At 63.4% G+C, this 20,750-nt stretch carries 6 protein-coding genes; all 6 read right to left on the reverse strand.

Features of this window, described 5'->3' with window-relative positions; all coding sequences use genetic code 11:
- On the reverse strand, positions 1-507 hold the full coding sequence (locus IVA93_RS27155) for an A24 family peptidase (RefSeq protein ID WP_018458241.1): 507 nt from the start codon (positions 505-507) through the stop codon (positions 1-3).
- Positions 508-608: 101 nt separating this feature from the next.
- On the reverse strand, positions 609-824 hold the full coding sequence (locus tag IVA93_RS27160; protein ID WP_018458240.1) for a hypothetical protein: 216 nt from the start codon (positions 822-824) through the stop codon (positions 609-611).
- Positions 825-841: 17 nt separating this feature from the next.
- Positions 842-1,081 (reverse strand): hypothetical protein, encoded by a 240-nt coding sequence (locus IVA93_RS27165; protein WP_247368265.1) that lies wholly within the window; start codon positions 1,079-1,081, stop codon positions 842-844.
- A gap of 406 nt (positions 1,082-1,487) precedes the next feature.
- On the reverse strand, positions 1,488-2,858 hold the full coding sequence (locus IVA93_RS27170) for an HlyD family type I secretion periplasmic adaptor subunit (RefSeq protein ID WP_026233538.1): 1,371 nt from the start codon (positions 2,856-2,858) through the stop codon (positions 1,488-1,490).
- Between the two features lie 9 nt (positions 2,859-2,867).
- The gene (locus tag IVA93_RS27175) at positions 2,868-4,580 is read right to left on the reverse strand and encodes a type I secretion system permease/ATPase (protein WP_026233537.1); all 1,713 of its coding nucleotides are present in this window, start codon (positions 4,578-4,580) and stop codon (positions 2,868-2,870) included.
- A 94-nt stretch (positions 4,581-4,674) separates the two neighbouring features.
- Positions 4,675-20,733: a cadherin-like domain-containing protein gene (locus tag IVA93_RS27180; protein WP_247789273.1), complete on the reverse strand. Its 16,059-nt coding sequence runs from the start codon at positions 20,731-20,733 to the stop codon at positions 4,675-4,677.
- Positions 20,734-20,750 lie beyond the last annotated feature (17 nt).

Raw genomic sequence — 20,750 nt, forward strand, 5'->3', positions numbered from 1 at the left:
TCACGATCCTTTGCTCAGAATGGTCCAGATACCGCCACATGCGATAGCAACTCCGTAAGGCAGCGGGGCGTGTCGCAAATGGCGCCAACGCTCGATCGCGTAGATCCGCCGTACGAGCGACGATCCGGCGGGTGCCAACCTGGGATATGGCAGGTGGCGCATCATCAGATGCCCCAAGGCAAGAACGCCGCCGGCCAGCACGGTGACCGTTAGCAACTGCATCACGCCGCTCGGGGGGAGACCAACCGCCAGGGCAACCAACAGCTTGACATCGCCGCCACCAATTCCTCCGCGCGCGTATAGGACAAAAAGCAGCAGAAAGAGGATCGCGGCTGCGATCAGCGACACAGCGACTTGAATCGGGCTAGGCAATTGACCGGCGATCCCGAGGAGCGCCAGCGCGAGACAAATTTCGTTTCGGATCAGGCGCGTCGCAACGTCCATCGTTGCGACATAGAGCAACAACAGGATTTCCAGGATCGAGGCTGTGGGAGCAATCCAACTCATGAAATGCACGGTTCAAAAAAGGTGGAAGGCAAACTAGCGGGAGCACTCCTGCGGGAGGGGGGCAGCTTGGATTGCCCCCCTCTGGCGCCAAGATGGCCGTATCAACCAGCGATCGCGGTGGTGAAAGCGGTGGTGATTGCGGTGATCCCGGTCGTTAACGCCGCCCCGATCTGTCCACCGGCTCCGCCACCGAACACAGCACCCACTGCGCCAACGATGCAAACCGCGACGATGATGTACTCGAATGACACCACGCCATCCTGGTCCGTCCGCAGACGCTTCAACGCTTCCTTGGTCTCGATGTAATATTGCAACATTGGAAGAATCCCTTCTTTCAAGATGAATTTGCAGACACCTCGGCAACTTCCAGCGGCTGCGGATTATATCCGGCCGCCAGCGATAAACTATCCATTAAATGTTTATTAGCGTCAATATTTAATATATAATACCATCCTGAATTAACCGCCGCAAAACGCGCCGTCGTGACAATCCAAAAATCGATAAAACGTCGTAATACAAAGCCGATAGCCGGCCAACAATCGGAATCCTGGGCAGAGCGCTGGCTGAGAGTCATTAAAGAATCACCGGATTATTACGGGTGGCCGCCGGTATAATTTGATTATTCGGAAATTCGATATTTGTGCAAAGCCGATGAGCTGTCGGAGTGCATCCAACCCTTTCAATCCACTCGCATATGTCCGGCGGATGCAGCGACGACACCAGCGTGCATGGATCAAATTTCGCGAGGTCGGCCGGATGACCTAGCGCGCCGTCTGCAAGCCGTTGATATCACCCGTGCGGTAAGCGCTATGAATGCCTTGATGGCCTCGTGCCTCTCACACCGCACCTCCTCGGCCTCTGGCTTTTGCAGCGATTTGCGTCGTCCAGCGAAGTTGGCCTCCGGGACGAGGCCATTTGATCCTTCGTCGTCCGGCTCGGCGTCGCTACTGGATTGCCTCGTCCATCGGTTGCTTGACCGGTTACTTCTGCCGGAACGACTGATTGAATGACATCGCGAGCGGCCCGACGATGTAATCAAACGCGGTTCGCTGGACGGTCGGGATCATAACGGTCGCCGGCATGCCAGGGTACAGGCGAATGTTCGGCATGTCCGCCAACTCACTCTGATCAATCCGGACAAAGGCCGTGTAGTACGGCGCATTTGTCTTAGGATCAGTGAGGCGGTCAGCCGAAACCTGAATGACGTCGCCGTGAATGATCGGGACGATGCGCTGCTTGTAGGCAGTGAGATGGACTTCGGCGCGCATATTGGGATGTACGTCGCTGATGTCCTCCACCGCAACCTGGGCTTCGATGGTGAGTGCGTCCTCGGCCGGTACGATGTCGAGGATCTTGTCGCCGCGCTGGATGACGCTGCCGACGGCGAACACGGTCAATCCCACGACCCGGCCGGTATAGGGCGCCCGAATTTCCATGCGACCCAGGACCGACTTTGCACTCAACGCCTTCGGAATGACCTCGAGCAATCTGGCCTGCGTGTCACGCAAGTCCTTGGTGACATCTGTCATCCGATCATTGTCGAGTTGGGCGATCTGCTGCTCTTGCTCGGCGATGGCCTGTCGGGCCTTCGCGATACCGGCTTTTGTATCGGCGATCTGGCCTTCCAAACCGTACGCCGTCCGCTCCAGCTGGAGAATTCGCGGACGCGCAATCAGGCCCCGTTCGACCAACGGCGCAAGATCCTTTGCCTCGTTGCGGACCGAGTTGATCTGATCGGTGAAGGCCTTGACCTGTGCCTCGGCGCCCACAATCTGTGACCCAAGCTGGTTGATCTTCTCGCGAATGACGCTTCGTTGCCCGTCAAGCGATGCTCGCCGACTGTCGAACTGATTGAGCTGACCGGTCCATACGCTCTTAAAGTAGCGGTCATCAGAGCGCGCCCTCAAATCGGCCGGCATGGCCAGCTCGGATCCATGATCGAGCTCCGTCAGGAGCCGTACTTCCGTTGCACGAAGCACGGCATATTGTTGTGTGAGCACCTCATACTCGGCACGGACCTGCGTATCGTCCAGAACGATCAGGAGATCGCCTGCCAGCACCCGCTCCCCTTCTCGGACATGCAATTCCCTGACAATGCCGCCATCGAGGTGCTGAACGCTCTTGCGGTTGCCGTCGACCTTTACGATAGCATTTGCAACCACGGCGCCGTTGAGTGGTGCCGTCAGCGCCCAGGTGCCGAATCCGCCGAAAAAGATGGCGATGATCAGCCATCCCGCGAGTGCTACGCGACGAATCGAGTCGCTCGGTGCACCGCTCCTGAGTTGATCACTCGTCGAGCTCGGCGCTAATGCGCGTGGTTTCGACCAGCTTGTAAACTCCATCAGCGCCATGACCATGTCCTAACCCGTCGTCTCGCGGACCGTGTGGATCGGTACGGGCCTCGTCAGACGGGCCAGGATCTCGGCGCGCGGTCCGAACATCTCGACGACGCCTTCACGCAGCACCAGGATCTTGTCAGCCACGCCGATGGTGGCCGGCCGATGGGAGATAATCACCACCGTCGTGCCGCGCTTCTTGAGTTGAAGAATGCAATCGGCGAGCGCGGCGTCTCCTTCGGCGTCGAGATTGGAGCTCGGCTCGTCGAGCACGAGAAGGCTCGGATTGGCGAAGATGGCGCGGGCAAGACCAATACGCTGACGATAACCGCCCGAGAGTATGGCGCCGCCTTCTCCCACCTGCGTATCATAGCCATCCGGCAGGCGCAGGATCATCTCGTGCACGTCCGCCATCCGCGCCGCCAGAATCACCTCCCTGTCTTCGCCCTCCTGGAATCGGCTGATGTTGACGGCAACAGTGTCAGCAAACAGCTCAATATCCTGGGGGAGATAACCGATATGCTGGCCGAGTGACGTCTTGATCCAGCTCGAGACGTCCGCCCCGTCCAGTCGCACCGCGCCAGCAGATGGCGCAAGCACACCGACCAGATGACGCGAAAGCGTGGATTTCCCGGCGCCCGAAGGACCAATGATGCCTAGTACTTCGCCCGGCTCGATTGCGAACGATACCCCGCGCAGGATGGGCTTCGAACCAAACGGCGGCACATAGGAGAGCCCCTCGACCGAGAGTCGGCCCTGCGGGCGCGGCAGCGTCAAACCGACCTCCCGTTGGGGATCGGCTTTCAAGAGCTCGCGGATGCGCAGGAATGCTCCACGAGCAGATACAAGATTGCGCCAGGATCCAACGATCTGCTCTACCGGCTGCAGGGCTCTTCCGAGCAGAATGCTCGCGGCGAACATGGCGCCGACAGTTGCAAGTCGCTCGATCACGAGATAGGCGCCGAGACCAAGTATCATCGACTGCATGGCAAGCCGCAGAAAACGGATGATGCTCTGCATGGTGGCGGCGCGATCGCTCGCAGAGACCTGCCGTTCAAGCATGCGGGTGCGATCACGGGCCCAACGCCTCAGCAGCCCTTCGGTCATGCCCATTGCCCGCACCACTTCGGTATTGCGCAGGCTCATCTCTGTAAAGCTGTAGCTCCGGGAAGCCGCCTCGCCGGCCTCCGTCAACGGCAGCTTGACCCGCCACTCGTTAAACAGGGCCATAAGAATCAGCAGGATGGAGCAGCCCAATGCGAACGCCCCCAGGAACGGGTGCAGCACAAAAATCACGGCAATGTAGATCGGCGCCCAGGGCAGATCGAAGATCGCATGGATCCCCATGCCGGTGACGAACTGGCGGAAGGTGTCGAAATCGCGCAGCAGCTGGCTGCGCGCGCCGCCGGCGCCAGCGGAGCGATGAATGATCGCCGTCATCACGCGCGCCGCGATCGTCTGGTCGAGGCGAATGCTGGCGCGGGTCAGCACGCGGGCGCGTACGGCATCCAGCCCTGCCAGCGCCAGAAACGCCATCAACAGCGCGATCGTGAGCATCAGCAGCGTGATCTCGCTGGCGCTTGAGATCACCCGGTCATAGACCTGCAGCATGTAGAGCGGCCCGGCCAGGTAAAGCAGATTGATCGCCAAGCTGAAGATCGCGGCAGTGACGAAATAGCCCCGGCAGCTTTGCAGCAAACGCCGGAGTTCGTCGGGTCTTTTGAACGGAGTACTCACACAGATCAGCGGAAAATCCGCCCCTCTTCAAAATCACACCGTAATCCAAAGTCGGGGCCGCAACATTGGCCCCGACCCATTTCCCCGCAGCGCATCAGGCCAGATGGTCGTGGTAGCTGATGAGCGTTCCCGTGTTCTTGTCTGCCTCGGTTTGGAAGCCCGCGGGGTCGTACTGGCCCAACAGGGTAATATTGGCGGTATGGACTCCGTCGGTCACCGACAGGGTTCCTCCAGCACCAGCCTGATTTGCGACATAGCTCGCGGTCGTGCCGGCCCCGAATGCCACATCGAGGAGATCCAGGTGGTCATCCCCGTTAAATCCGGACACGACCCCGCTAAAGTCGAAGGAGTCATGGAGCACGATTGTCCCGGTCGCTTGGGCATCAAGCGTGACATGCGCAGATGAGGCCGCTCCGAATTCGAGTGTGGCCGAACCGCTAATCTGAGCCGTTCCGTTACCGCTGACATTGCCATCGATTGTGACGTTGCCGCCATTGGCCCACAACACGCCGGTGTTGACGAGGTCGCTGTGGACCTCCAGTCCACCGGTTCCTGTTGCCTCGATCGTGCCGGTGTTGATGACGGCGTTAGCTCCGGTATCGATGTCGAGCGCATTGGTGCCGGTGGCGATGATCGTGCCTTCGTTGACCAGCACCATCATCCCATCCCCGAGGTGGCCGGCACCGGAGATCGTGTTGTCCACGTTCGTCAGCGTAACGTCGGAAACCGTTCCGGTGATCACGTTCTCACTGCTGTCGGACAGGATGACCTGCCCGTGGCCCTGCAGCGTGATGCCGTGCTCGATCAGTTCGAGATCGGTCTCGCTTCCGCTCGAGTTCAACTCGATCGTGCCGGTATTGTCGATGATGCCGGAGAGCGGCAGGATTGCACCATCGGCGATCACCATGTGGCCGGCGTTTTCAGTGACCGGCGTTTGATCGAAGATGAAGTCGCTTGCCGTGAGCGACGAGGCATCGACCCCATGCAGCGTGATCGACTGCCCCTCTCCCGCTGAGATCACCGCGTTGCCGTTACTGTCATTGGCCGTGTGCGCCTGAATGTCGCCAAAGCCGGTGAACTCGGCATAACCGACCAGATCGATCTGGTCGTGCGCGGTGTCAAAATTGTAGATCGTATCCCGGCCAATCGGTTGAGCGAAAACGAGCAAGTCGTTGCCGCTCGAAGCGGTCAGGTTGTCGTCGCCCGAAATGGCGAAGATTGGTGAACCGGCCGCGTAAGCTTCAATATTGTCGAAAACAACCCTGGTTCCCGTGCTGCCGTCTGCCTCCGTCCACGTTTCGGCAACGTTCAGGACAACCGCACCCGCGAAGTCGGTGAGCGTGGTAACTGCTAGCGACCGGACATCATTTGTTTGCACCGTCCAGGTGCCGTTGCCTTCGTTCGTCCCCGCGTTCAAACTCCACCCCAACGGAACACCGCTGACTGTGACCGTTATCAGGTCGTTCAGGTCCGACGAGGGATCGGTCAGACCAAGGTTGATCTGCTCGCCGGCGATGCCGGCCGGAGCTACTCCCGTCGCAAAATCGGTGGCAGTCAATGACGTCACCCCTGCGAGGTGTATTTCCAGCAGGCTGGCGGTGCCGCCGTTGAGGGCGCCATTCGTGGCGTTACCGTAGACGATCGTCTGGTTGTTGGCAGTATCGACAAACCAGGCAAATGTATGGGCCGCAACTGAGCTCGTCGCCGTGGCCAACGACGTGCCGATCGATGTGATTGCAAGGCCCGAGGTGGCCGCGATTTTGTCAGACCCCGACGCAAAATCGGTGACAATATCGAAGCCGGCATGGTTTGAGTCGGTAACGGCCGTATACCTGAACGTATTGTTTCCGGTGCCGCCTGACAGAATATCAATGCCGGCCCCGCCGGTGAGCGTATCGTTTCCAGAACCGCCGAGAAGCAGATCGGAGCCGTTTCCGCCATTCAGGGTATCGTCGCCGCCGAGACCCACCACGATATCGTTGCCGTCGTTACCCGAGATTGTCTCACCGTTGGCAGTTCCAACCAGGGTATTATCCGAAGGATTGCCGGTTAACCCCGCAAGGAGATTGGGCAAGTCATCGGCGATCGCGGAATAGGTCGCAGCGCCACCTCCATTGAGTGCGAGCGCGAGATTTCCGTTTTCGAAAGCGGTGGCGCTCGCTTGCCAGCTCGAAGCTAAAAGGTCGAGAGTTCCTGTCGGAGAACCGTTAAAGTAGTTTTGTAACGCTCCTTCGAACGTTGCATTCGAGAGAACTTGCTCAAGCTGAGTGGAGGAGAACACCAGGGTGATGTCGTCTGCACCATTTCCACCGTTATAGGTGGTTGTCCCGTTGATGTGATTCCATGCTGTCACCAGAGTATCGCCGCCATTGCCCATCAAGACAGACCAATTGCCTGAAGGGGCCGGCGTATTTCCATCAAAAGTATTGTTGGCGAAATTGGCAATGTCAGTACCGTTTCCAAAATTGATCACGTGTCCACTGACGCTACCGGCCAACGTTATTGTGACGGTCACAGGATTGGAAGAGAGAGAGCCATCTGAAGTATGATAGGTGAACGAATCCGTGCCTAAGAAAGAGTCTGTCCGCGTGTAAGTAAATGAGCCATTGGGGTTAAGCGTCACCGTTCCGTGGGTCGGGTTGGTGTCTTTGACCGCAGTTATTGCACTGTCTGGATCAGAGTCGTTGGTGAGAACTCCTGGCGTTGTAACCGTCAAGATATTTCCGCCTGAAGTGTCGAGGATATATGCGTCATTCTGCGCCACCGGCGCGTCGTTGACCGGCGTCACCGCCACCGTCGAGGTCGCGATGTTGCTGGCGTGATTGGCGCCGGCCCCATCGTCCACCTGATAGCTGATGGTGCGGGTCGCACCCGAGGGGTTATCGCTTGAGTTCGAATACGTCACCGAACGTAGCGCCGCCTGGTAGTTCGCCACAGTCGCAGAACCGGTCAGCGTCAGCACGCCGGTCCCCGCATTGTAGCTGCCCGTGATGCCATTCTGGTTGGTGAAGCCGAGCACATCCTGGCCTGAGGCGAAGTTGGTTGTGATCGATACCGTCGCCCCGGTCAGATTCGTGCTGTCGACATCCGATGCCGTCAGCACGGTGTCGATGGCCGTCGCCGCCTGGTTCTCGGTATAGGACAGCGTGCCACCATTAGCGTTCAACACCGGCGCGTCGTTGACCGGCGTCACCGCCACCGTCGAGGTCGCGATGTTGCTGGCGTGATTGGCGCCGGCCCCATCGTCCACCTGATAGCTGATGGTGCGGGTCGCACCCGAGGGGTTATCGCTTGAGCTCGAATACGTCACCGAACGTAGCGCCGCCTGGTAGTTCGCCACAGTCGCAGAACCGGTCAGCGTCAGCACGCCGGTCCCCGCATTGTAGCTGCCCGTGATGCCGTTCTGGTTGGTGAAGCCGAGCACATCCTGGCCTGAGGCGAAGTTGGTTGTGATCGATACTGTCGCCCCGGTCAGATTCGTGCTGTCGACATCCGACGCCGTCAGCACGGTGTCGATGGCCGTCGCCGCCTGGTTCTCGGTATAGGACAGCGTGCCACCATTAGCGTTCAACACCGGCGCGTCGTTGACCGGCGTCACGTTGATCGTGTCGGTCACGGCCACGCTGTTGGCGGCCCCGTCATTGGTGATGATGGTGACGGTGCGGGCCAGGCCCGACGGGTTGTCGCTGGTGTTGAAGTAGGTCACCGAGTCCAGCGCGGTCTGGTAGTTCGCGACGCTGGATGACCCGGTCAAAGTGAGCGTTCCGGTCGCTGCATTGAACGATCCGGTGATGCCGTTCTGGTTGGTAAAGCCCAGCACATCCTGGCCGTTGACGTAATTGCCGGTGATCTGCACCGTCGCCGAGACGAGATTGGCGTTGTCGACGTCTGACACCGTCAGCGCCGGGTCGATCGCGGTGGCGGCGTGGTTTTCCGTGTAGTTCAGCGTATGACCGGCAACCGCAACCGGCGTGTCGTTGGTGCCGGTCAGCGTGATCGTCAGCGTCGAGGGGGCGCTGGCGCCATGCTCGTCGGTGACCGTGTAATTCGCAACCACGACCTGCGTCGCGCCCTCGGCCAGGTGCTGGTAGGCCGCATTCGACGCCTCGAAGCTGTAGCTGCCGTCCGCGTTGATCGTCAGGCCGGCGACCGCGCTGGTCTGCGCATAGGTCAGCGTCGCGCCGTCATCCACGTCGCTGTCGTTGGTCGCCACAGAGCCCGTGATGGTGCTGTCTTCCAGACCGCTGTTGGTGTCGGCAACCGCAACCGGCGTGTCGTTGGTGCCGGTCAGCGTGATCGTCAGCGTCGAGGGGGCGCTGGCGCCATGCTCGTCGGTGACCGTGTAATTCGCAACCACGACCTGCGTCGCGCCCTCGGCCAGGTGCTGGTAGGCCGCATTCGACGCCTCGAAGCTGTAGCTGCCGTCCGCGTTGATCGTCAGGCCGGCGACCGCGCTGGTCTGCGCATAGGTCAGCGTCGCGCCGTCATCCACGTCGCTGTCGTTGGTCGCCACAGAGCCCGTGATGGTGCTGTCTTCCAGACCGCTGTTGGTGTCGGCAACCGCAACCGGCGTGTCGTTGGTGCCGGTCAGCGTGATCGTCAGCGTCGAGGGGGCGCTGGCGCCATGCTCGTCGGTGACCGTGTAATTCGCAACCACGACCTGCGTCGCGCCCTCGGCCAGGTGCTGGTAGGCCGCATTCGACGCCTCGAAGCTGTAGCTGCCGTCCGCGTTGATCGTCAGGCCGGCGACCGCGCTGGTCTGCGCATAGGTCAGCGTCGCGCCGTCATCCACGTCGCTGTCGTTGGTCGCCACAGAGCCCGTGATGGTGCTGTCTTCCAGACCGCTGTTGGTGTCGGCAACCGCAACCGGCGTGTCGTTGGTGCCGGTCAGCGTGATCGTCAGCGTCGAGGGGGCGCTGGCGCCATGCTCGTCGGTGACCGTGTAATTCGCAACCACGACCTGCGTCGCGCCCTCGGCCAGGTGCTGGTAGGCCGCATTCGACGCCTCGAAGCTGTAGCTGCCGTCCGCGTTGATCGTCAGGCCGGCGACCGCGCTGGTCTGCGCATAGGTCAGCGTCGCGCCGTCATCCACGTCGCTGTCGTTGGTCGCCACAGAGCCCGTGATGGTGCTGTCTTCCAGACCGCTGTTGGTGTCGGCAACCGCAACCGGCGTGTCGTTGGTGCCGGTCAGCGTGATCGTCAGCGTCGAGGGGGCGCTGGCGCCATGCTCGTCGGTGACCGTGTAATTCGCAACCACGACCTGCGTCGCGCCCTCGGCCAGGTGCTGGTAGGCCGCATTCGACGCCTCGAAGCTGTAGCTGCCGTCCGCGTTGATCGTCAGGCCGGCGACCGCGCTGGTCTGCGCATAGGTCAGCGTCGCGCCGTCATCCACGTCGCTGTCGTTGGTCGCCACAGAGCCCGTGATGGTGCTGTCTTCCAGACCGCTGTTGGTGTCGGCAACCGCAACCGGCGTGTCGTTGGTGCCGGTCAGCGTGATCGTCAGCGTCGAGGGGGCGCTGGCGCCATGCTCGTCGGTGACCGTGTAATTCGCAACCACGACCTGCGTCGCGCCCTCGGCCAGGTGCTGGTAGGCCGCATTCGACGCCTCGAAGCTGTAGCTGCCGTCCGCGTTGATCGTCAGGCCGGCGACCGCGCTGGTCTGCGCATAGGTCAGCGTCGCGCCGTCATCCACGTCGCTGTCGTTGGTCGCCACAGAGCCCGTGATGGTGCTGTCTTCCAGACCGCTGTTGGTGTCGGCAACCGCAACCGGCGTGTCGTTGGTGCCGGTCAGCGTGATCGTCAGCGTCGAGGGGGCGCTGGCGCCATGCTCGTCGGTGACCGTGTAATTCGCAACCACGACCTGCGTCGCGCCCTCGGCCAGGTGCTGGTAGGCCGCATTCGACGCCTCGAAGCTGTAGCTGCCGTCCGCGTTGATCGTCAGGCCGGCGACCGCGCTGGTCTGCGCATAGGTCAGCGTCGCGCCGTCATCCACGTCGCTGTCGTTGGTCGCCACAGAGCCCGTGATGGTGCTGTCTTCCAGACCGCTGTTGGTGTCGGCAACCGCAACCGGCGTGTCGTTGGTGCCGGTCAGCGTGATCGTCAGCGTCGAGGGGGCGCTGGCGCCATGCTCGTCGGTGACCGTGTAATTCGCAACCACGACCTGCGTCGCGCCCTCGGCCAGGTGCTGGTAGGCCGCATTCGACGCCTCGAAGCTGTAGCTGCCGTCCGCGTTGATCGTCAGGCCGGCGACCGCGCTGGTCTGCGCATAGGTCAGCGTCGCGCCGTCATCCACGTCGCTGTCGTTGGTCGCCACAGAGCCCGTGATGGTGCTGTCTTCCAGACCGCTGTTGGTGTCGGCAACCGCAACCGGCGTGTCGTTGGTGCCGGTCAGCGTGATCGTCAGCGTCGAGGGGGCGCTGGCGCCATGCTCGTCGGTGACCGTGTAATTCGCAACCACGACCTGCGTCGCGCCCTCGGCCAGGTGCTGGTAGGCCGCATTCGACGCCTCGAAGCTGTAGCTGCCGTCCGCGTTGATCGTCAGGCCGGCGACCGCGCTGGTCTGCGCATAGGTCAGCGTCGCGCCGTCATCCACGTCGCTGTCGTTGGTCGCCACAGAGCCCGTGATGGTGCTGTCTTCCAGACCGCTGTTGGTGTCGGCAACCGCAACCGGCGTGTCGTTGGTGCCGGTCAGCGTGATCGTCAGCGTCGAGGGGGCGCTGGCGCCATGCTCGTCGGTGACCGTGTAATTCGCAACCACGACCTGCGTCGCGCCCTCGGCCAGGTGCTGGTAGGCCGCATTCGACGCCTCGAAGCTGTAGCTGCCGTCCGCGTTGATCGTCAGGCCGGCGACCGCGCTGGTCTGCGCATAGGTCAGCGTCGCGCCGTCATCCACGTCGCTGTCGTTGGTCGCCACAGAGCCCGTGATGGTGCTGTCTTCCAGACCGCTGTTGGTGTCGGCAACCGCAACCGGCGTGTCGTTGGTGCCGGTCAGCGTGATCGTCAGCGTCGAGGGGGCGCTGGCGCCATGCTCGTCGGTGACCGTGTAATTCGCAACCACGACCTGCGTCGCGCCCTCGGCCAGGTGCTGGTAGGCCGCATTCGACGCCTCGAAGCTGTAGCTGCCGTCCGCGTTGATCGTCAGGCCGGCGACCGCGCTGGTCTGCGCATAGGTCAGCGTCGCGCCGTCATCCACGTCGCTGTCGTTGGTCGCCACAGAGCCCGTGATGGTGCTGTCTTCCAGACCGCTGTTGGTGTCGGCAACCGCAACCGGCGTGTCGTTGGTGCCGGTCAGCGTGATCGTCAGCGTCGAGGGGGCGCTGGCGCCATGCTCGTCGGTGACCGTGTAATTCGCAACCACGACCTGCGTCGCGCCCTCGGCCAGGTGCTGGTAGGCCGCATTCGACGCCTCGAAGCTGTAGCTGCCGTCCGCGTTGATCGTCAGGCCGGCGACCGCGCTGGTCTGCGCATAGGTCAGCGTCGCGCCGTCATCCACGTCGCTGTCGTTGGTCGCCACAGAGCCCGTGATGGTGCTGTCTTCCAGACCGCTGTTGGTGTCGGCAACCGCAACCGGCGTGTCGTTGGTGCCGGTCAGCGTGATCGTCAGCGTCGAGGGGGCGCTGGCGCCATGCTCGTCGGTGACCGTGTAATTCGCAACCACGACCTGCGTCGCGCCCTCGGCCAGGTGCTGGTAGGCCGCATTCGACGCCTCGAAGCTGTAGCTGCCGTCCGCGTTGATCGTCAGGCCGGCGACCGCGCTGGTCTGCGCATAGGTCAGCGTCGCGCCGTCATCCACGTCGCTGTCGTTGGTCGCCACAGAGCCCGTGATGGTGCTGTCTTCCAGACCGCTGTTGGTGTCGGCAACCGCAACCGGCGTGTCGTTGGTGCCGGTCAGCGTGATCGTCAGCGTCGAGGGGGCGCTGGCGCCATGCTCGTCGGTGACCGTGTAATTCGCAACCACGACCTGCGTCGCGCCCTCGGCCAGGTGCTGGTAGGCCGCATTCGACGCCTCGAAGCTGTAGCTGCCGTCCGCGTTGATCGTCAGGCCGGCGACCGCGCTGGTCTGCGCATAGGTCAGCGTCGCGCCGTCATCCACGTCGCTGTCGTTGGTCGCCACAGAGCCCGTGATGGTGCTGTCTTCCAGACCGCTGTTGGTGTCGGCAACCGCAACCGGCGTGTCGTTGGTGCCGGTCAGCGTGATCGTCAGCGTCGAGGGGGCGCTGGCGCCATGCTCGTCGGTGACCGTGTAATTCGCAACCACGACCTGCGTCGCGCCCTCGGCCAGGTGCTGGTAGGCCGCATTCGACGCCTCGAAGCTGTAGCTGCCGTCCGCGTTGATCGTCAGGCCGGCGACCGCGCTGGTCTGCGCATAGGTCAGCGTCGCGCCGTCATCCACGTCGCTGTCGTTGGTCGCCACAGAGCCCGTGATGGTGCTGTCTTCCAGACCGCTGTTGGTGTCGGCAACCGCAACCGGCGTGTCGTTGGTGCCGGTCAGCGTGATCGTCAGCGTCGAGGGGGCGCTGGCGCCATGCTCGTCGGTGACCGTGTAATTCGCAACCACGACCTGCGTCGCGCCCTCGGCCAGGTGCTGGTAGGCCGCATTCGACGCCTCGAAGCTGTAGCTGCCGTCCGCGTTGATCGTCAGGCCGGCGACCGCGCTGGTCTGCGCATAGGTCAGCGTCGCGCCGTCATCCACGTCGCTGTCGTTGGTCGCCACAGAGCCCGTGATGGTGCTGTCTTCCAGACCGCTGTTGGTGTCGGCAACCGCAACCGGCGTGTCGTTGGTGCCGGTCAGCGTGATCGTCAGCGTCGAGGGGGCGCTGGCGCCATGCTCGTCGGTGACCGTGTAATTCGCAACCACGACCTGCGTCGCGCCCTCGGCCAGGTGCTGGTAGGCCGCATTCGACGCCTCGAAGCTGTAGCTGCCGTCCGCGTTGATCGTCAGGCCGGCGACCGCGCTGGTCTGCGCATAGGTCAGCGTCGCGCCGTCATCCACGTCGCTGTCGTTGGTCGCCACAGAGCCCGTGATGGTGCTGTCTTCCAGACCGCTGTTGGTGTCGGCAACCGCAACCGGCGTGTCGTTGGTGCCGGTCAGCGTGATCGTCAGCGTCGAGGGGGCGCTGGCGCCATGCTCGTCGGTGACCGTGTAATTCGCAACCACGACCTGCGTCGCGCCCTCGGCCAGGTGCTGGTAGGCCGCATTCGACGCCTCGAAGCTGTAGCTGCCGTCCGCGTTGATCGTCAGGCCGGCGACCGCGCTGGTCTGCGCATAGGTCAGCGTCGCGCCGTCATCCACGTCGCTGTCGTTGGTCGCCACAGAGCCCGTGATGGTGCTGTCTTCCAGACCGCTGTTGGTGTCGGCAACCGCAACCGGCGTGTCGTTGGTGCCGGTCAGCGTGATCGTCAGCGTCGAGGGGGCGCTGGCGCCATGCTCGTCGGTGACCGTGTAATTCGCAACCACGACCTGCGTCGCGCCCTCGGCCAGGTGCTGGTAGGCCGCATTCGACGCCTCGAAGCTGTAGCTGCCGTCCGCGTTGATCGTCAGGCCGGCGACCGCGCTGGTCTGCGCATAGGTCAGCGTCGCGCCGTCATCCACGTCGCTGTCGTTGGTCGCCACAGAGCCCGTGATGGTGCTGTCTTCCAGACCGCTGTTGGTGTCGGCAACCGCAACCGGCGTGTCGTTGGTGCCGGTCAGCGTGATCGTCAGCGTCGAGGGGGCGCTGGCGCCATGCTCGTCGGTGACCGTGTAATTCGCAACCACGACCTGCGTCGCGCCCTCGGCCAGGTGCTGGTAGGCCGCATTCGACGCCTCGAAGCTGTAGCTGCCGTCCGCGTTGATCGTCAGGCCGGCGACCGCGCTGGTCTGCGCATAGGTCAGCGTCGCGCCGTCATCCACGTCGCTGTCGTTGGTCGCCACAGAGCCCGTGATGGTGCTGTCTTCCAGACCGCTGTTGGTGTCGGCAACCGCAACCGGCGTGTCGTTGGTGCCGGTCAGCGTGATCGTCAGCGTCGAGGGGGCGCTGGCGCCATGCTCGTCGGTGACCGTGTAATTCGCAACCACGACCTGCGTCGCGCCCTCGGCCAGGTGCTGGTAGGCCGCATTCGACGCCTCGAAGCTGTAGCTGCCGTCCGCGTTGATCGTCAGGCCGGCGACCGCGCTGGTCTGCGCATAGGTCAGCGTCGCGCCGTCATCCACGTCGCTGTCGTTGGTCGCCACAGAGCCCGTGATGGTGCTGTCTTCCAGACCGCTGTTGGTGTCGGCAACCGCAACCGGCGTGTCGTTGGTGCCGGTCAGCGTGATCGTCAGCGTCGAGGGGGCGCTGGCGCCATGCTCGTCGGTGACCGTGTAATTCGCAACCACGACCTGCGTCGCGCCCTCGGCCAGGTGCTGGTAGGCCGCATTCGACGCCTCGAAGCTGTAGCTGCCGTCCGCGTTGATCGTCAGGCCGGCGACCGCGCTGGTCTGCGCATAGGTCAGCGTCGCGCCGTCATCCACGTCGCTGTCGTTGGTCGCCACAGAGCCCGTGATGGTGCTGTCTTCCAGACCGCTGTTGGTGTCGGCAACCGCAACCGGCGTGTCGTTGGTGCCGGTCAGCGTGATCGTCAGCGTCGAGGGGGCGCTGGCGCCATGCTCGTCGGTGACCGTGTAATTCGCAACCACGACCTGCGTCGCGCCCTCGGCCAGGTGCTGGTAGGCCGCATTCGACGCCTCGAAGCTGTAGCTGCCGTCCGCGTTGATCGTCAGGCCGGCGACCGCGCTGGTCTGCGCATAGGTCAGCGTCGCGCCGTCATCCACGTCGCTGTCGTTGGTCGCCACAGAGCCCGTGATGGTGCTGTCTTCCAGACCGCTGTTGGTGTCGGCAACCGCAACCGGCGTGTCGTTGGTGCCGGTCAGCGTGATCGTCAGCGTCGAGGGGGCGCTGGCGCCATGCTCGTCGGTGACCGTGTAATTCGCAACCACGACCTGCGTCGCGCCCTCGGCCAGGTGCTGGTAGGCCGCATTCGACGCCTCGAAGCTGTAGCTGCCGTCCGCGTTGATCGTCAGGCCGGCGACCGCGCTGGTCTGCGCATAGGTCAGCGTCGCGCCGTCATCCACGTCGCTGTCGTTGGTCGCCACAGAGCCCGTGATGGTGCTGTCTTCCAGACCGCTGTTGGTGTCGGCAACCGCAACCGGCGTGTCGTTGGTGCCGGTCAGCGTGATCGTCAGCGTCGAGGGGGCGCTGGCGCCATGCTCGTCGGTGACCGTGTAATTCGCAACCACGACCTGCGTCGCGCCCTCGGCCAGGTGCTGGTAGGCCGCATTCGACGCCTCGAAGCTGTAGCTGCCGTCCGCGTTGATCGTCAGGCCGGCGACCGCGCTGGTCTGCGCATAGGTCAGCGTCGCGCCGTCATCCACGTCGCTGTCGTTGGTCGCCACAGAGCCCGTGATGGTGCTGTCTTCCAGACCGCTGTTGGTGTCGGCAACCGCAACCGGCGTGTCGTTGGTGCCGGTCAGCGTGATCGTCAGCGTCGAGGGGGCGCTGGCGCCATGCTCGTCGGTGACCGTGTAATTCGCAACCACGACCTGCGTCGCGCCCTCGGCCAGGTGCTGGTAGGCCGCATTCGACGCCTCGAAGCTGTAGCTGCCGTCCGCGTTGATCGTCAGGCCGGCGACCGCGCTGGTCTGCGCATAGGTCAGCGTCGCGCCGTCATCCACGTCGCTGTCGTTGGTCGCCACAGAGCCCGTGATGGTGCTGTCTTCCAGACCGCTGTTGGTGTCGGCAACCGCAACCGGCGTGTCGTTGGTGCCGGTCAGCGTGATCGTCAGCGTCGAGGGGGCGCTGGCGCCATGCTCGTCGGTGACCGTGTAATTCGCAACCACGACCTGCGTCGCGCCCTCGGCCAGGTGCTGGTAGGCCGCATTCGACGCCTCGAAGCTGTAGCTGCCGTCCGCGTTGATCGTCAGGCCGGCGACCGCGCTGGTCTGCGCATAGGTCAGCGTCGCGCCGTCATCCACGTCGCTGTCGTTGGTCGCCACAGAGCCCGTGATGGTGCTGTCTTCCAGACCGCTGTTGGTGTCGGCAACCGCAACCGGCGTGTCGTTGGTGCCGGTCAGCGTGATCGTCAGCGTCGAGGGGGCGCTGGCGCCATGCTCGTCGGTGACCGTGTAATTCGCAACCACGACCTGCGTCGCGCCCTCGGCCAGGTGCTGGTAGGCCGCATTCGACGCCTCGAAGCTGTAGCTGCCGTCCGCGTTGATCGTCAGGCCGGCGACCGCGCTGGTCTGCGCATAGGTCAGCGTCGCGCCGTCATCCACGTCGCTGTCGTTGGTCGCCACAGAGCCCGTGATGGTGCTGTCTTCCAGACCGCTGTTGGTGTCGGCAACCGCAACCGGCGTGTCGTTGGTGCCGGTCAGCGTGATCGTCAGCGTCGAGGGGGCGCTGGCGCCATGCTCGTCGGTGACCGTGTAATTCGCAACCACGACCTGCGTCGCGCCCTCGGCCAGGTGCTGGTAGGCCGCATTCGACGCCTCGAAGCTGTAGCTGCCGTCCGCGTTGATCGTCAGGCCGGCGACCGCGCTGGTCTGCGCATAGGTCAGCGTCGCGCCGTCATCCACGTCGCTGTCGTTGGTCGCCACAGAGCCCGTGATGGTGCTGTCTTCCAGACCGCTGTTGGTGTCGGCAACCGCAACCGGCGTGTCGTTGGTGCCGGTCAGCGTGATCGTCAGCGTCGAGGGGGCGCTGGCGCCATGCTCGTCGGTGACCGTGTAATTCGCAACCACGACCTGCGTCGCGCCCTCGGCCAGGTGCTGGTAGGCCGCATTCGACGCCTCGAAGCTGTAGCTGCCGTCCGCGTTGATCGTCAGGCCGGCGACCGCGCTGGTCTGCGCATAGGTCAGCGTCGCGCCGTCATCCACGTCGCTGTCGTTGGTCGCCACAGAGCCCGTGATGGTGCTGTCTTCCAGACCGCTGTTGGTGTCGGCAACCGCAACCGGCGTGTCGTTGGTGCCGGTCAGCGTGATCGTCAGCGTCGAGGGGGCGCTGGCGCCATGCTCGTCGGTGACCGTGTAATTCGCAACCACGACCTGCGTCGCGCCCTCGGCCAGGTGCTGGTAGGCCGCATTCGACGCCTCGAAGCTGTAGCTGCCGTCCGCGTTGATCGTCAGGCCGGCGACCGCGCTGGTCTGCGCATAGGTCAGCGTCGCGCCGTCATCCACGTCGCTGTCGTTGGTCGCCACAGAGCCCGTGATGGTGCTGTCTTCCAGACCGCTGTTGGTGTCGGCAACCGCAACCGGCGTGTCGTTGGTGCCGGTCAGCGTGATCGTCAGCGTCGAGGGGGCGCTGGCGCCATGCTCGTCGGTGACCGTGTAATTCGCAACCACGACCTGCGTCGCGCCCTCGGCCAGGTGCTGGTAGGCCGCATTCGACGCCTCGAAGCTGTAGCTGCCGTCCGCGTTGATCGTCAGGCCGGCGACCGCGCTGGTCTGCGCATAGGTCAGCGTCGCGCCGTCATCCACGTCGCTGTCGTTGGTCGCCACAGAGCCCGTGATGGTGCTGTCTTCCAGACCGCTGTTGGTGTCGGCAACCGCAACCGGCGTGTCGTTGGTGCCGGTCAGCGTGATCGTCAGCGTCGAGGGGGCGCTGGCGCCATGCTCGTCGGTGACCGTGTAATTCGCAACCACGACCTGCGTCGCGCCCTCGGCCAGGTGCTGGTAGGCCGCATTCGACGCCTCGAAGCTGTAGCTGCCGTCCGCGTTGATCGTCAGGCCGGCGACCGCGCTGGTCTGCGCATAGGTCAGCGTCGCGCCGTCATCCACGTCGCTGTCGTTGGTCGCCACAGAGCCCGTGATGGTGCTGTCTTCCAGACCGCTGTTGGTGTCGGCAACCGCAACCGGCGTGTCGTTGGTGCCGGTCAGCGTGATCGTCAGCGTCGAGGGGGCGCTGGCGCCATGCTCGTCGGTGACCGTGTAATTCGCAACCACGACCTGCGTCGCGCCCTCGGCCAGGTGCTGGTAGGCCGCATTCGACGCCTCGAAGCTGTAGCTGCCGTCCGCGTTGATCGTCAGGCCGGCGACCGCGCTGGTCTGCGCATAGGTCAGCGTCGCGCCGTCATCCACGTCGCTGTCGTTGGTCGCCACAGAGCCCGTGATGGTGCTGTCTTCCAGACCGCTGTTGGTGTCGGCAACCGCAACCGGCGTGTCGTTGGTGCCGGTCAGCGTGATCGTCACGGTCTGGGTGGCCGTTGAGCCATGACCATCATTGACAGTAACGACAAAGCTCTCGGTCACGCTCTGGCCCGCAGCGAGGTGCTGCGCGGCCACGTTGTCAAGGTTGTAGTGCCACTGCACCGACCCGTTGGCGGCATTTGCCGCCTCGCTCACCGGACCAAGCGAGAAGGTGCCGAGCGCAGTCGTGTTGGCTGGCGCAACGACGAATGTGGCGGTATGCCCGTCGCTTAGATCCACGTCAGTGAAGCTGACCGTGCCGGCTGCGGTCAGAGAATCCGACGGGTCCGGCGTCGCCGGGGCATCCTCGACCACTGTGCCGGCCTGAACACCAGAGGTGACGCTAACGACGTCATTCGCACCAGCTATGGTGATGGCGACGTCCTGAGTGACCGTCGAGCCTTGGCCGTCGCTCACTGTCACGGCGTAGTGCTCGACCACGCTCTGGCCCGCAGCGAGGTATTGCGCGGCCGCGTTGTTCAAGTTGTAGTGCCACTGCACCGAGCCGCTAGCAGTGTTGGCGCCCTCGCTCACCGTATCAAGCGAGAAGGTGCCGAGCGCGGAGGTGTTGGCTGGCGCGGCGACAAACGTCGCGGTATGCCCGTCGCTCAGATCCACGTCGGTAAAGCTGATGGTGCCGGCCGTCGTCAGGGAATCCGACGGATCCGGAGTCGCCGGGGCGTCCTCCACCACCGAGCCGCTCTGGACACCCGAGGTGATCGACACGATGTCGTTGGTGCCGGTGGTCGTGACCGTCACCGTCTGGGTGGCTGTCGAGCCGTGGCCATCATTGATCGTCACCACGAAGCTCTCGGTCACGCTCTGGCCCTCGGCGAGGTACTGCGCAGCCGCGCTGTTCAAGGCGTAGTGCCACTGCACCGACCCGTTGGCAGCATTGGCCGCCTCGCTCACCGGATCGAGCGAGAACGTGCCGAGCGCGGTAGTGTTGCCGGCCCCGGCGACAAACGTCGCGGTATGCCCATCGCTCAGATCTACGTCGTTAAAGCTGATGCTCCCGGCCGTAGCCAGGGAATCCGACAGACTTGGCGTCGACGGGGCGTCCTCCACCACCGCGCCGCTCTGGACACCCGAGGTGATCGACACGATGTCGTTGGTGCCGGTGATCGTGACCGTCACCGTCTGGGTGGCTGTCGAGCCGTGACCATCATTGATCGTCACCACGAAACTCTCGGCGACGGTTTGGCCTGCAGCGAGGTACTGCGCAGCCGCGTTGTTCAAATTGTAGTGCCACTGCACCGCGCCGTTGGCGGCATTGGGCGCCTCGTTGACAGGGTCGAGCGAGAAAGTGCCGAGTGAAGTGGTGTTAGAAGAAGCTGCTGCGAACGAGGCCGAATGCGTGTCGTTGAGATCGGCGTCGTTGAAACTGATAGTGCCGGCCGCGCTCTGCGAATCCGAGAAATCGGGTGTGGCATTCGCGTCTTCGACCACCGAGCCGCTCTGCGGACTCGATGTGATGAAGACCGAGTCGTTTGCCCCATTGAACTGGAGTGTCACGGTCGCCCAACTGAGCGTGCCATTGCCCAGCTGGATCGCGTAGGTGAACGTGTCAGTCAGCGTTTGCCCGGTCGCCAACGCCTGAAGCTGAACGTTGATGTCGCCCTTGTCGTAATGAACGGTGCCGTCCGCTTCGATCCAGATGCGTGCACCGAGGGCGCTGCGGTCACCGGTTGCGGCCATTCCGGCGGCAAAGCTGCTGTACGCTACATCTTTGACCAGTAAGTCCGCTGGTGCGTAGTTTTTGGTGGACGCGGAGGAGCTCATTCCATCGTCCAGGGAGAACAGCGTCTTGGCCGCGCCCCCAAGATCATTTGCCAGCACGTTCAAGATGAGAATGTTGCTGGCGTCTTCCGCAAACGAGAAAATGTCCGTGTTGGCTTGCGGAGTATTGCCGAACGAAACTGTGCTGCCGCCGCCCGTTGCCTGCGTCGCCATAGCTTAAATCCTCTGGA

It is taken from the genome of Bradyrhizobium sp. 155 (genome assembly GCF_023101105.1).
In the GTDB taxonomy this organism is placed as follows: Bacteria; Pseudomonadota; Alphaproteobacteria; order Rhizobiales; family Xanthobacteraceae; genus Bradyrhizobium; species Bradyrhizobium canariense_D.